This is a genomic window from Streptomyces sp. NPDC058864 (assembly GCF_042742985.1).
Taxonomy (GTDB): Bacteria; Actinomycetota; Actinomycetes; order Streptomycetales; family Streptomycetaceae; genus Actinacidiphila.
Genome location: NZ_JBHYMQ010000016.1, coordinates 69,334 through 82,575, shown reverse-complemented (window position 1 = coordinate 82,575; position 13,242 = coordinate 69,334). Strand labels below are relative to the sequence as shown.

The following is a 13,242-nucleotide window of genomic DNA, read 5'->3' as shown; positions in this document are numbered from 1 at the left end:
TTCTTTTGGCGGGCTGCTATTTTTTTTATAACTTCCCCCCCCGCCGCCCCCCCCCCCCCCCCGGGGGGGGGGCGCGGGGCATCCACCCCGGGCCCCCCCCGCCCGCGGGGAGGGTGGAGCCGCTCAGTGGGTGCCGAAGGAGTGCACGGTGGTGGAGCGGTAGGTCTGCCCCGGCCGCAGGACCGTCGACGGGAACGAGGGCTGGTTGGGGGAGTCCGGGAAGTGCTGGGTCTCCAGGCAGAAGCCGTCGCCCTGCCGGTAGACCCGGCCCGAGGAGCCGGCGAACGCCCCGGTCAGGAAGTTGCCCGTGTAGAACTGCACACCGGGCTCCGTGGTGGCGATCCGCATGACCCGGCCGGAGACCGGCTCGGTGACCGTCACGATGTGCTCGGGCGCGGCCGTACGGCCCTTGTCGAGCACGAAGTTGTGGTCGATGCCCTGCCCGTACAGGATCTGCTGGTGGGCGGAGCGGATGTCGCGGCCGATCGTCTTCGCCGAGCGGAAGTCGAACGGGGTGCCCGCGACGGGCGCCAGCTCACCTGTGGGGATCAGGGTGGAGCCGACCGGGGTGTAGCGCCGGGCGGCGATCTGGACCTCGTGGTCGTAGATGCCGCCGTCGCCCTCGCCGCGCAGGTTGAAGTACGTGTGGTTGGTGAGGTTGACGACCGTCGCCTTGTCCGTGGTGGCGGTGTAGTCGATCCGCCACCGGGCGTCGGCGGTCAGGGTGTAGACGACCTTGACCTTCAGCGTGCCCGGGTAGCCCATCTCGCCGTCCGCGCTGGTGTAGCGCAGCACGAGACCGGCGTCCGAGCCCGCCTTGAAGCCCTCGACCGCCCAGACCCGCTTGTCGAAGCCCCGGTCGCCGCCGTGCAGGCTGTTCGGGCCGTCGTTGACGGGCAGCTGGTAGGTGTGGCCGTCCAGGGTGAACTTCCCGCCCGCGATGCGGTTGCCGTAGCGCCCGATCAGCGCGCCGAAGTACGGGCTGCTCGCCACGTAGCCGGCCAGGTCGTCGAATCCGAGGGACACGTTGACGCGGCGGCCGCGCCGGTCGGGCAGCTCCAGGGTCTGGACGACGCCGCCGTACGAGAGCACCTTGAGGGTGATCCCGCCGTTGCTGACCGTCCAGATGTCGACCTTGGTGCCGTCCTCGAGGGTCCCGAAGTGTTCCTTGCTCACCTTGCTCCTGCCCGCGGGCCTGTGCCTGGCGTCGGCGGTCTGCCGCGCCGTGGCGGCCTTGCCGGCCGCCCAGGCGTTCGTCCCGCCGATCGCGGGCGCGACCGCCCCGAGCGCCGCGCCCGCGATCAATGTACGTCTGTTCACTTGCGGCTCCTTCGATAGGTAGCTGCTTTACGAACCGACCTTGCGCTTGTTCCAGACGTCGAAGCCGACCGCGGCCAGGAGCACCAGACCCTTGATGACCTGCTGGTAGTCCGTGCCGATGCCGACCAGCGACATCCCGTTGTTGAGCACCCCGAGCACCAGGCCGCCGATGATGGCGCCCAGCACCGTGCCGACGCCGCCGGTGGCGGAGGCACCGCCGATGAAGGCGGCCGCGATGGCCTCGAGCTCGAAGTTGATGCCGGCCTGCGGCACACCGGCGTTCAGCCGGGCCGCGTAGACGACGCCGGCGAGCGCGGCGAGCACGCCCATGTTCACGAAGACCAGGAAGACGACCCGCTTGTCCTTGACGCCGGAGAGCTTGGCCGCCGCCTGGTTGCCGCCGAGCGCGTACACGTGGCGGCCGACCACGGCGTTGCGCATCACGAAGCCGAAGACGATGAGCAGCCCGGCGAGGATCAGCAGCACGATCGGCACGCCGTGGTAGCTGGCCAGGGTCATGGTGAAGGCCACGACGCAGGCGACGATGGCGAGCAGCTTCAGCAGGAAGAAGTTGCGCGGCAGCACGTCCAGGTCGTACGCGAGCTGCTGGCGCCGGTCGCGGATCTCCTGGACGACGGTGATGGCGATCACCACGAGACCGATGAGCAGCGTCAGGTTGTGGTAGTTCGTGTGCGGCCCGACCTCGGGCAGGAAGCCGTTGCCGATCTTCTGGAAGCCGCTCGGGAAGGGCGAGATGGACTGGCCCTCGAGGAAGATCTGCGTACCGCCGCGGAAGAGCAGCATCCCGGCCAGGGTCACGATGAACGACGGGATCCCGACGTACGCGATGAAGTAGCCCTGCCAGGCGCCGGCGACCGCGCCGATGAGCAGGCAGGCGACCAGGGCCAGCGGCCACGAGACGTGGTGATGGATGATCATCACGGCGGCGGCCGCGCTGACGAAGGCCGCGAGCGAGCCGACGGACAGGTCGATGTGTCCGGCGATGATCACGACCATCATGCCGATCGCCAGGATCAGGATGTAGCTGTTCTGGCCGATCAGGTTGGTGACGTTCTGCGGTTTGAGCAGGATGCCGCCGGACCAGATCTGGAACAGCGCCGCGATCAGCACCAGGGCGATGATCATGCCGTACTGGCGCATGTTGCGCCGTGCCGCCTGCAGCAGGAGGCCGGCGGCTCCGGCCCGCGCGCCGCCGTCCGCGGCGGCCGCGGCCGCGCCCCCGGCGGGCGGCGGAGGAGTCTTGTCGGTCTTCACCGGGCTGCCCATCTCAGTTACCTCGGTCCATGGTCATGTGGCGCATCAGCACTTCCTGCGTCGCGCTCTCGCGCGGGATCTCCCCGGTCAGCCGGCCGGCCGACATCGTGTAGATGCGGTCGCACATGCCGAGCAGTTCCGGCAGTTCGGAGGAGATGAAGACGACGGCCTTGCCCTGGGCCGCCAGGTCGTTGATGACCGTGTAGATCTCGTACTTGGCCCCGACGTCGATGCCCCGGGTGGGTTCGTCGAGGATGAGGATCTCGGGCCCGGCGAAGATCCACTTGCTGAGGACGACCTTCTGCTGGTTGCCGCCGCTGAGCTTGCCCGTGGTCTCGAAGACCGTCGGGGTCTTGATGTTCATCGTCGAGCGGAAGGACTCGGCGACCCGGGCCTCCTCGTGCTGGTTGACGACGCCGCGCCGGGCGACCTTGGACAGGGCGCTGAGGGAGATGTTGCGGCTGATGTCGTCGATGAGGTTCAGCCCGTAGTGCTTGCGGTCCTCGGTGACGTAGGCGATGCCGTGGCCCACCGCCTCCGGGACGCTGCGGGTGCGGATCTCCTCGCCGTGCAGGTAGACCCGGCCGCTGATGCCACGGCCGTAGGAGCGGCCGAAGACGCTCATGGCCAGTTCGGTGCGGCCGGCCCCCATCAGCCCGGCGATGCCCACGATCTCGCCGCGCCGGACGTTGAGGGAGACCCCGTCGACGACCTTGCGCTGCTGGTCGATCGGGTGGTGCACGGTCCAGTCCTCGACGGCGAAGGCCACCTCGCCGATCTCCGGCTCCCGCTCGGGGAAGCGGTGGTCGAGGTCGCGGCCGACCATGCCGCGGATGATCCGCTCCTCGGTGACGGTACTCGCGCCGTCCTCGTCGGTGGCCTTCATGTCGAGCGTCTCGATGGTCCGCCCGTCCCGCAGGATGGTGATGGAGTCGGCGACCCTGGCGATCTCGTTGAGCTTGTGCGAGATGATGATGCAGGAGATGCCGTGCTCCTTGAACTCCAGGATGAGGTCCAGGAGTTTGCGGCTGTCCTCGTCGTTCAGGGCGGCGGTCGGCTCGTCCAGGATGAGGAGCTTGACCTCCTTGGACAGCGCCTTGGCGATCTCGACGAGCTGCTGCTTCCCGACACCGATGTCGGCGACGCGGGTGGTGGGCGGGTCGGTCAGCCCGACCCGCTTCAGCAGCCGGCCCGCGTGCCGCATCGTCTCGTTCCAGCTGATGACACCGCGGGTGGAGTGCTCGTTGCCGAGGAAGATGTTCTCGGCGATGGACAGGTACGGCACCAGGGCGAGCTCCTGGTGGATGATGACGATGCCGCGCTGCTCGCTCGCGCGGATGTCGCGGAACTCGCAGGCCTCACCGCGGAAGAGGATCTCCCCTTCGTAACTGCCGTGCGGATAGACCCCGCTGAGCACCTTCATCAGGGTCGACTTGCCCGCACCGTTCTCACCGCAGATGGCGTGGACCTCGCCCTCGGCGACAGTCAGGGTGACGTCGGAGAGCGCCTTGACCCCTGGGAAGGTCTTGGTGATGGAGCGCATTTCGAGGACGGGTCCGGCCATTCCTGCTTTCCGTTCTCCTCGGGTGGTGGAAGGGGAAGATCGTCGGTCGTGTTCCGGCTCCGGGACTACTGGAGCTCGGACTCCTTGATGTAGCCGGAGTCGACGACGGTCTCCTTGTAGTTCGACTTGTCGACGCTCACCGGCGGCAGCAGGTAGGTCGGGACGACCTTCTTGCCGTTGTCGTAGGTCTTGGAGTCGTTGGTCTCCGGCTTGCCGCCGGTCAGCACCGCGTTGCCCATCTGGACAGCGACCTTGGCCAGTTCGCGGGTGTCCTTGTAGACGGTCTGGGACTGCTCGCCCGCGATGATCGACTTGATCGAGGCGACCTCGGCGTCCTGGCCGGTGACGATCGGCAGCGGCTTCTTGGCGGTGCCGTAGCTCACGCTCTTCAGCGCCGAGATGATGCCGCGGGAGATGCCGTCGTACGGGGACAGCACCGCGTCCACGTCGTCGGAGGTGTACGACTTGCTGAGCAGGTCGTCCATGCGGGCCTGGGCGGTGGCGCCGTCCCAGCGCAGGGTGGTGACCTGGTTGAGCTCGGTCTGGCCGCTCTTGACCACCAGCTGCTTCTTCTCGATGTACGGCTTGAGGGTGTCCATCGCGCCGTTGAAGAAGTACTTGGTGTTGTTGTCGTCGGGCGAGCCGGCGAAGAGCTCGATGTTGAAGGGGCCCTTCTTGCTGCCGTCCTTCAGGCCCAGCTTGTCGAGGATGTAACCGGCCTGGAGCTGGCCGACCTTGTAGTTGTCGAAGGTCGCGTAGTAGTCGACGTTCTCCGAGCCCAGGATGAGGCGGTCGTAGGAGATCACCTTGATGCCCGCGTCGTGGGCCTGCTGCAGCACGTCGCTGAGGGCCGAGCCGTCGATGGCGGCGATGACCAGCAGCTTGTCGCCCTTGGTGATCATGTTCTGGATCTGGGCGACCTGGTTCTCGACCTTGTCGTCGCCGTACTGCAGGTCGGTCTTGTAGCCCTGGGCCTTGAACTGCTTGACCATGTTGTCGCCGTCGGCGATCCAGCGCTCCGACGACTTGGTGGGCATGGCGATGCCGATGGTGCCGCCCTTCCCACCGTCCTTGTCGCCGCCGCCGGTGTTGTCGCTCTGCCCGCAGGCGGTCGCGGTGGCCCCGAGGGCGAGGGTGGCTATCAGCGCGGCTGTGGTGCGCAGACGTGCGGCTCTGGCGATGCGCATGGCTGATCAGATCCTTTCGGCGGCCAGGCGGGGGTCGGTCGCCTGGTCCGGGTCGGTCGCGATGTCCTGGGGGAAGCGGTGGAGCGGGCCCGGCAGCCGCGCGCCCAGCGGGGAGTGCCCGCCGTCCGCGCCCAGCCGGGAGAGCAGGTCGAGCACAAGGCGGCCGCGCCGGACCCGCTCGCGGGCGGTCGACAGGGCGACCTCCCGCAGCTGGCGTCCGTACGGGTAGATGCCGGGAGCCTTGCTCAGCCCGAACTTGAGGTAGATCGGTGCGCCGCGGCGGATCAGCTCCGCCGCGTCGTAGAGCCGCACGAAGCCGCCGAGGTCGTCCGGGGCCTCGATGTAGAAGTCCATCGGCGCCCGGCTGACCCGGCGGATCTCGGTGATCTGCTGGAGGGTCAGGTCGGAGGGGATGTTGATGGAGTCGGCGCCCAGCCGCTCCCACACCGCGTAGGCGGCCGGGTTGACCGGGCCGACCAGCGCCGAGACCTTGAAGGTGGTGTCGGCCGGCAGCAGCCCCTGCTCGCGCAGCTGGTGCAGCAGCCACAGCACGCCCTCGTCGGCGACGAGCAGGCAGCGCACGCCCAGGGCGGCCGCCCGCAGCGCGTCCTCGACGCAGCCGGCCACCTGGTCGTGGCCGCGGGCGCGCAGGCCCCCGCCGCGGGAGTCGGTGCGGGTGGCGGCGCCGATGTCCCAGGTGCCGCGGGGACCGGTGAACAGGCAGAGCTCGACGTCGCGTTCGGCGCAGGCGGTGACCATCTCGGTGATCTCCGCGTCCGTCAGCATCCAGATGCCGCTGCCCTGGCTGATCCGGTGCACCGGCACCTCCAGGCGCTCGCTCTCCTCCAGCACGGTGGCCAGCGCCTCCGGGCCCTCCACGGAGGGGATCTCGGTGCGCCAGGTGCCGCCGTCGGGGAAGGAGTGCGGGGAGGAGTCGGCCGGGTCGTCCGCCGGCGCGCCGTGACCGAGGAGGGTGAGCGCGTACTGGCCCGGGTGACGGGGACCGGAGGCGGTGCCGCCCGTTCCGGGGCTCGGGGTGGGTGCGTCGGTCACGGTGCTCCTTCGTTCTCGCCGTACGAGATATCGGACGACGTTCGGTTCATTGGGTATGGGAGGACACGGATGGGACATCGTGTGTCCGCCGTGCACGGAGCGGTCACGGACGCAGCAGCACCTTCCCCACCTTGGGGTCCCGGCTCCCCAGCAGCTCCAGGGCGTCGGCGTACTCCTCCAGGGGCAGGTCGTGCGTGATCAGCGGAGCGGGGTCCAGTATCCCGGCGTCGAAGGCCCGTACGGTGTGGGCCCAGGCGGCGGGCGGCGCCCCGAAGACCGTGTGCACGGTCAGCTGGCGCACCACCAGGTCGGTCGGGTCGAGTCCGAGCGCCCCCGGCGCGGGGATGCCGGTCAGCGCCATCCGGCCGCCGCGGCGCAGCAGCCCCGCCGACACCCGGGCCGCCGAGGCGGATCCCGCGGCCTCGACCACCAGGCCGTACTCCCCTTCGGCGTCGCCCAGTTCGGCGGCCGTGCGGAACCGCGTGGCGCCGAACGAGGCGGCCAGCTCCTCCCGGACCCGGCCGGTGCCCACCACCAGCAGTTCCGCCGGGGACACCGCGGCCAGGAACTGCACGGCCAGCATGCCGAGCGTGCCGGTGCCGACGACCGCCACCCGCTCGCCCGGCGTCGCCGGGGCCTTCAGCAGCGCCGCCGCCACGCACGCCGCCGGCTCCAGGAGCGCGGCGGTGCGCAGGTCGGCCGCGTCGTCCAGGACGTGCAGCAGCCGGGCGGGCAGCGTCAGGGTGTCCGCCATCGCGCCGGGCTGCGTGAATCCGGTCTCCTCGTACGGCGCGCTGCACAGCGTGGTCTCCCCGGCGTGGCAGCGCTCGCAGACCTGGCAGTTGCGGAAGCCTTCGCCGACGACCTTCCGGCCCACCAGGCCGGGCGTCACGCCGGCGCCGACCGCCTCCACCGTGCCGGACCACTCGTGGCCGGGGGTGACGGGGTAGCGGACGTAGCCCTCGGGGCGGGTGCCCGCGTACATCTCCCGGTCGCTGCCGCAGATGCCCGCGGCGTGCACCCGGACCAGGGCCTCGCCCGGACCGGGCGGCACCGGTCCGGCCGGCGCGATCCGGTGCCGGCCGGGCCCGTCGAGCACGACGGCGCGGGGGGTGTGGACGGTCACTGCGCGCCCTTCGGCTTGCGGCGCTCCCAGCCCTCGGCCCACAGGTCGAAACGGGCCTGCTGCTGGGGGAACTCGGCGGCGGCGTCGACGTCGAGCTCGACACCGAGGCCCGGCGCGTCCGAGAGGGTGAAGTACCCGTCCTCGCCGACCACGGGGGCGCCCTTGACGACCTTCTTGATCTCGGAGTCCGCGAAGTCGTTGAAGTGCTCGAGGATCTTGAAGTTGGGGGTGCACCCGGCGAGCTGGAGGCTCGCGGCGGTGAGCACGGAGCCGCCGACGTTGTGCGGGGCGACCAGCACGTAGTGGGTCTCCGCGGTGGCGGCCAGCTTGCGGACCTCGTTGATGCCGCCGATGTGCCCGAGGTCGGGCTGGATGACGTCGGCGGCCTGCAGCTCGAACAGCTCGCGGAACTCGTAGCGGTCGTGGATGCGCTCGCCGGTCGCGATCGGCAGATCGGTGTGGGCGGCCACCTTCGCCAGGGCCTTGAGGTTCTCCGGCGGCACCGGCTCCTCGATCCAGCTGGGCTTGAAGGGTGCCAGCTCCTTGGCGACGCGGATCGCGGTCGCCGGGCTGAACCGGCCGTGCATCTCCACCAGCAGCTCGGCCTCGGGACCGATGGCGTCGCGCACGGCCTCGATGAGGGAGATGGAGTAGGTCGTCGCGGCGTGGTCCAGCTCGAAGTGGCCGGTGCCGAAGGGGTCGATCTTCAGCGCGCGGTAGCCCCGCTCCACCACGGCGCTCGCGGCCTTGTGGTAGGCCTCCGGGGTGCGCTCGGTGGTGTACCAGCCGTTGGCGTACGCCTTGACCTTCTCGTTCACCTTGCCGCCGAGCAGCTGCCAGACGGGGACGCCGAGCGCCTTGCCCTTGATGTCCCAGCAGGCCATCTCGATGACGGCGATGCCGGACATGACGATCTCCCCGGCGCGCCCGTAGTCGCCGTACTTCATCCGGCGGACCAGGTCCTCGACCGCGAAGGGGTCGGAGCCGGCTATGTGGTTGACCTCCGCCTCGCGGAGGTAGCCGAGCAACGCGTCGGTGTGGCCGAGCATGCGGGTCTCGCCGACGCCCGTGAGCCCCTCGTCGGTGTGGACGAGCACATAGGTGAGATTCCGCCAGGGAGTGCCGACCACATGGGTGCTGATGCCGGTGATGCGCACGGAAGCCGCCCCTTACAGGGTGTGTCGTTCGAGATTTCGTCACACGTTCGAAATGTTGAAGGGAACGTAGTTACGGGCTCCCGGCGGTGTCAATGGGTGTGCCGGGGAGGTGACGGCGATGTTGCCGAAGTGAGTCCGTTCGCCCGTGGCGCGTACCGCGCCGTGTCCGAAACCCCGAACGAGGGGACGGGATCGGTCCGGCTATCGGCCGGCCGCGCCCGGCCCGAAGGCCGCCGCGTAGACCAGTCCCGCCAGCTTGGCCTGGCCCTCGGCGCTCGGGTGGAACCAGTCCCAGGGGCTCAGCTCCTTCTGGGTGAACCGGTAGTCGAAGACCATGCCGCCGTCGTAGCGGCAGCGTTCGTGGCGCGCGCACTCCTGCCGCAGGACGTCGTTGTAGGCCATGACCCTCTCGCGCACGGTCAGCCGCCGTTCGCGGGCGGCCGTGCTCATCGACTCCGCGTCGGAGAGCATCGACGGGCACAGGCCCAGCTTCCAGATCTGCCGCCCCAGCACGTTCTGCCGGCCGATGTCCCACAGCCGCATCAGGTCGGGCACGCTCGCCACGAAGACCTGGGCCTTCGGCAGTTCGCGGTCGAGGGTCTGCAGGGCGGCGGAGAAATCCTGGCGGTATTCGGCCACCGGGGTCATGCGGTCGGTGCTGCGCGCACACGCGTCGTTGGCCCCCATCAGGATCGTCACCTGCTGTGGGCGCCGTTCGGCCGCCTTGTGCGCCTGCGCCGGCAGGTCGTGCATCTTGGCGCCGCTGGCCGCCAGGTTCCAGCTCTTGGTGGCCGGCTTGTCCAGCAGCCGGGAGGCCACGCTCTCCACGGAGCGGCGGCTGCCGGTCGCCCAGGACAGGTCCGGACAGTCCGTCAGGATCCCGCAGGCGTCGAAGGCGCGGGTGATGGAGTCCCCGAGCGCGGCCAGTGAGGCGGGGGTGGTGTCCCACACCTGTGCGGGGCGCTTCGCCGTGCCCGCCCGCCCCGCGGCGCCGGCCTCGGTGCTGCCCGGGCCGTTCGCGGCCGAGCAGCCGGCCGCAAGTGCCGTCGTGAGCAGGGTGACCAGCGCGATCAGGGCGCCGATGACCCCGCGCGGGAGCGACTGGCGCATCCGTTCTCCCTCGGACGAGTGGGTGACTTCTCGCTGATCCCGACAGTACGTCACTCCTCGCCTGACGCCGCACGGTAGCTTTTTCCCTGACAGGTGGTGCGAAAGAGGTGATCAGAGGTCAGATCTTGTCTCATTCGTTATGATTAGTGCAGAATGTCCACTGCTGTCCCGGATGGCTCGGTTATGGGCATGAGGCCGCTGGGGAAGGCGTACCTCGTCCCACACTGGAGGTCCCGGTGACGACACGTGGAGTTCTGTACGTGCACTCCGCGCCACGCGCGCTGTGCCCGCACGTCGAGTGGGCCGTCGCGGGCGTGCTCGGCGTGCGCGTGAACCTGGACTGGATCCGCCAGCCCGCCTCTCCGGGCACCTGGCGGGCCGAGTTCTCCTGGCAGGGGGAACCCGGCACCGCCTCCAAGCTGGCGTCCGCACTGCGCGGCTGGCACCTGCTGCGCTTCGAGGTCACGGCGGAGCCGTGCGCCGGAGCCGAGGGGGAGCGCTACAGCAGCACCCCCGAACTCGGCATCTTCCACGCCGTCACCGGCATCCACGGGGACATCCTCATCCCCGAGGACCGGCTGCGCGCCGCGCTCGCCCGCGCCCGCAAGGGCGAGGCCGACCTGGAGACGGAAGTCGCCAAGCTGCTCGGCAAGCCCTGGGACGACGAACTGGAGCCCTTCCGCTACGCGGGTGAGGGCGCCCCCGTCCGCTGGCTGCATCAGGTCGTCTGACGCTCCGCCACCCGCGGCGGTGCCGCGGCGCCTTCCGGCGCCGGCGGCCCGTCGCCCCGGCGTGCCGCGGCGCCCGGCCACCACACCTTCGGGCCGATGTCCCGTACCAGCGCGGGCAGCAGGAACGAGCGCACCAGCAGGGTGTCCAGCAGCACCCCGAAGGCCACGATGAAGGCGATCTGCAGCAGGAAGGCCAGCGGGATCACGCCGAGCGCCGCGAAGGTCGCCGCGAGCACCACGCCCGCCGAGGTGATCACCCCTCCGGTGGCGGTCAGCCCGCGCAGGACGCCCTGCCGCGTGCCGTGGCGCAGCGTCTCCTCGCGGACCCGGGTCATCAGGAAGATGTTGTAGTCCACACCGAGGGCGACCAGGAAGACGAAGCCGTACAGGGGCACCGAGGCGTCCGTCGCCGAGAAGCCGAACACATGGCGGAAGACCAGCGCCGACACCCCCAGGGTGGCGGCGAAGTTGAGGGCCACCGTGGCGACCATGAGCAGCGGCAGCAGCAGACTGCGCAGCAGCGCCGCCAGGATCACCAGGATGATCGCGAGGACGACGGGGACGACCAGCGTGCGGTCGCGCTCGGCGGTCCGCTGGGTGTCCAGTTGCTGCGCCGTGTATCCGCCGACCACCGCTTCCGCGCCGGGCACCGCGTGCACGGCCGTGCGCAGCCGCTGCACCGTGGCCTTGGCGGCGTCGCTGTCGGCGGCGTCCTTCAGCGTCACCTCCAGCAGAACCCGGCCGCCGGCGACGAGCGGCCCGCCCGTACCGGGACGGCCCGAGGCGGTGCGCGGGGCGACGGAGTCCACGCCGTCGGTGCCGGCCGCGGCCCGGGTCACCGGGTCGAGCCGGTCCGCCTGCGCGATGACCACGGCGGGATTGCCCGCACCGCCGGGGAAGTGCTCGCCGAGGACGCGCTGGGCGGTCACCGAGGGGGCCTGGTGGACGAAGATCTCGTCCAGCGGCACGCCCCGGGCGGTCAGCGCCGGGGAGAAGGCCGCACAGCCCACCAGCACCACCAGGCTCACGGCCCAGACCCGGCGCGGCGCGCGGTCCACGAGGGCCGCGATCCGCCGCCACACGCCCTCGCCCTCCGGACGCCTCTCCCGCGGCCGGGCGGGCCAGTAGGCGGCCCGGCCGAGCAGCAGCAGCGCCGCCGGCAGGAAGGTCAGGCTGCTCGCGACGGCGCAGACGATCCCCACGGCGCCGACCGGGCCGAGGGCGCGGTTGTTGGTGAGGTCACTGGCCAGCAGGGCGAGCAGGCCGAGGGCCACGGTGGCCGCGCTCGCCACGATCGCCCCGGCCGAGCGGCGCAGCGCGGCGCGCATCGCCGTGAACCGGTCGCCGCGGGCCGCGAGTTCCTCCCGGAAACGGGCGGCGAGCAGCAGGGCGTAGTCGGTGGCCGCGCCGATGACGAGGATCGACAGGATGCCCTGGACCTGGCCGTCGACCCGGACGACGCCGTGGTCCGCCAGCACGTACACCACCCCGCAGGCCAGGCCGAGCGAGAAGACCGAGCCGACGATGATGACCAGGGGCAGCAGCAGGGCGCGGTAGACCAGCAGCAGGATCGCCAGCACCACGCCGAGCGCGGTGAACAGCAGCAGCCCGTCGATGCCCGCGAAGGCGTCGCCCAGGTCGGCCTGCGAGGCCGCGGGCCCGGCGACGTGGGCGGTGGTCCCCGCGACCCGGGCCGCGGTGTCCTCGATCCGGCCGACGGCGTCCCCGACGTCCCGGCCCAGGTCGGGGCGGAGCTGCACGACGCCCTGCAGGGCCCGGCCGTCGTCCGAGCGCAGCGCGGGGGAGGGGCGCCCGGTCACCCCCTCGGTGCCGGCGAGCGAGGCCAGCGCGGCCGTGGCGGCCTGCTGCTGGGCGTCGGTCACCGGGCCGCGGTCGGCGGTCCAGACGACGACCGCCGGTACGGTCCCGTTCCGGCTGAAGGCCGTGCGCTCGGCGACGGCCTTGGTGGACTCGGCGCTGCGCGGCAGGAAGGCCGCCTGGTCGTTGGTGGAGACCTCGCCCAGCTTGCCCGCGTACGGGCCGAGGGTGCCCCCGATGCCCAGCCAGGCGACCAGCAGCACCACTGGCAGCAGCCATCGGACGGCACGCGGCAGGGATGTCATCGCTCTCTCCCGTGGGATGCGGAACCGGGGGATCTCCCCGCGAGGAAGGATATATCTCAGCGATTGAGTATCTTAATAATCGAGATTATTTACGATGGGGGGGTGCCCGACAACCTCCAGGACGAGTCCCCGACCGGGCTGCACGCCTTCGCCGTGCAGCTGCGCCGGATGAACAGCGAGTTCAACCGGATCGCGCAGGACTTCGCGCAGAGCCAGAAGCTGCACCACACCGACGTGCAGGCGCTGGTCGCGATCCTGGACGGCGACGGCCAGGGCGGCGCCATGACCCCCGGTCTGCTCCGCGAACGCCTCAACCTGACCTCCGGTGCCGTCACCGCCTGCCTGGACCGGCTCGAACGCGCCGGCCACATCCGCCGCACCCGCGACGCCGCCGACCGCCGCGTGGTCCATCTGCACTACGCCCCGCGGGGGATGGCGGTGGCGCGGGAGTTCTTCCGCCCGCTCGCCCGCGGCACCGACGCGGCGCGCGCCCGCTTCACCGAGGACGAACTCGCCGTCGTGATGCGCTTCCTCGCCGCGATGAACGACGAGCTGACCGCCCTGCGCGCCCCCGTCACGGACTGACCGGGCCGTAT

General features: G+C 70.8%; 11 protein-coding genes. 2 read left to right on the top strand and 9 right to left on the bottom strand.

The features are described 5' to 3' along the window. Positions 1–123: 123 nt before the first annotated feature. The 8 genes from ACFW3D_RS15310 to ACFW3D_RS15275 form a co-directional block, all read right to left on the bottom strand. Positions 124–1,305, bottom strand: a complete 1,182-nt coding sequence (locus ACFW3D_RS15310) for an aldose epimerase family protein (protein WP_500504674.1) — start codon at positions 1,303–1,305, stop codon at positions 124–126. A gap of 42 nt (positions 1,306–1,347) precedes the next feature. Further along, on the bottom strand, positions 1,348–2,607 hold the full coding sequence (mmsB, locus tag ACFW3D_RS15305; RefSeq protein WP_500504611.1) for a multiple monosaccharide ABC transporter permease: 1,260 nt from the start codon (positions 2,605–2,607) through the stop codon (positions 1,348–1,350). 1 nt (position 2,608) lies between these two features. Then, on the bottom strand, positions 2,609–4,159 hold the full coding sequence (gene mmsA, locus ACFW3D_RS15300) for a multiple monosaccharide ABC transporter ATP-binding protein (RefSeq protein WP_500504610.1): 1,551 nt from the start codon (positions 4,157–4,159) through the stop codon (positions 2,609–2,611). Between the two features lie 65 nt (positions 4,160–4,224). Beyond that, positions 4,225–5,346, bottom strand: a complete 1,122-nt coding sequence (gene chvE / locus ACFW3D_RS15295; RefSeq protein ID WP_500504609.1) for a multiple monosaccharide ABC transporter substrate-binding protein — start codon at positions 5,344–5,346, stop codon at positions 4,225–4,227. A 6-nt stretch (positions 5,347–5,352) separates the two neighbouring features. Next, positions 5,353–6,399 (bottom strand): hypothetical protein, encoded by a 1,047-nt coding sequence (locus tag ACFW3D_RS15290; protein ID WP_500504608.1) that lies wholly within the window; start codon positions 6,397–6,399, stop codon positions 5,353–5,355. A gap of 103 nt (positions 6,400–6,502) precedes the next feature. Beyond that, positions 6,503–7,525 carry a zinc-dependent alcohol dehydrogenase gene (locus tag ACFW3D_RS15285; protein ID WP_500504607.1) on the bottom strand — a complete coding sequence of 341 codons (1,023 nt, stop codon included), beginning with the start codon at positions 7,523–7,525 and terminating at the stop codon, positions 6,503–6,505. Then, positions 7,522–8,682, bottom strand: coding sequence for a mandelate racemase/muconate lactonizing enzyme family protein (locus ACFW3D_RS15280; protein WP_500504606.1), 1,161 nt, complete (start codon positions 8,680–8,682; stop codon positions 7,522–7,524). The genes ACFW3D_RS15285 and ACFW3D_RS15280 overlap by 4 nt, the downstream gene beginning before the upstream one ends. A 201-nt stretch (positions 8,683–8,883) precedes the next feature. Then, positions 8,884–9,792: an SGNH/GDSL hydrolase family protein gene (locus ACFW3D_RS15275; protein ID WP_500504605.1), complete on the bottom strand. Its 909-nt coding sequence runs from the start codon at positions 9,790–9,792 to the stop codon at positions 8,884–8,886. 236 nt (positions 9,793–10,028) lie between these two features. On the opposite strand from ACFW3D_RS15275, the gene ACFW3D_RS15270 reads away from it, so the two are divergent. After that, on the top strand, positions 10,029–10,523 hold the full coding sequence (locus ACFW3D_RS15270; protein ID WP_500504604.1) for a DUF3145 domain-containing protein: 495 nt from the start codon (positions 10,029–10,031) through the stop codon (positions 10,521–10,523). Here ACFW3D_RS15270 and ACFW3D_RS15265 read toward each other — a convergent pair. After that, positions 10,511–12,646, bottom strand: coding sequence for an MMPL family transporter (locus ACFW3D_RS15265; protein WP_500504603.1), 2,136 nt, complete (start codon positions 12,644–12,646; stop codon positions 10,511–10,513). The genes ACFW3D_RS15270 and ACFW3D_RS15265 overlap by 13 nt on opposite strands. A gap of 168 nt (positions 12,647–12,814) precedes the next feature. Here ACFW3D_RS15265 and ACFW3D_RS15260 point away from each other — a divergent pair, with 168 nt between their 5' ends. Then, positions 12,815–13,231, top strand: a complete 417-nt coding sequence (locus ACFW3D_RS15260; protein WP_500504673.1) for a MarR family winged helix-turn-helix transcriptional regulator — start codon at positions 12,815–12,817, stop codon at positions 13,229–13,231. The last annotated feature ends 11 nt before the right edge of the window (positions 13,232–13,242 follow it).

Excerpts from the sequence above, each read along its gene's own strand:
- mmsB (WP_500504611.1), bottom strand. The coding sequence starts at position 2,607 with ATGGGCAGCCCGGTGAAGACCGACAAGACTCCTCCGCCGCCCGCCGGG.
- mmsA (WP_500504610.1), bottom strand. The coding sequence starts at position 4,159 with ATGGCCGGACCCGTCCTCGAAATGCGCTCCATCACCAAGACCTTCCCA.
- chvE (WP_500504609.1), bottom strand. The coding sequence starts at position 5,346 with ATGCGCATCGCCAGAGCCGCACGTCTGCGCACCACAGCCGCGCTGATA.
- ACFW3D_RS15275 (WP_500504605.1), bottom strand. The coding sequence starts at position 9,792 with ATGCGCCAGTCGCTCCCGCGCGGGGTCATCGGCGCCCTGATCGCGCTG.
- ACFW3D_RS15265 (WP_500504603.1), bottom strand. The coding sequence starts at position 12,646 with ATGACATCCCTGCCGCGTGCCGTCCGATGGCTGCTGCCAGTGGTGCTG.
- ACFW3D_RS15260 (WP_500504673.1), top strand. The coding sequence starts at position 12,815 with ATGAACAGCGAGTTCAACCGGATCGCGCAGGACTTCGCGCAGAGCCAG.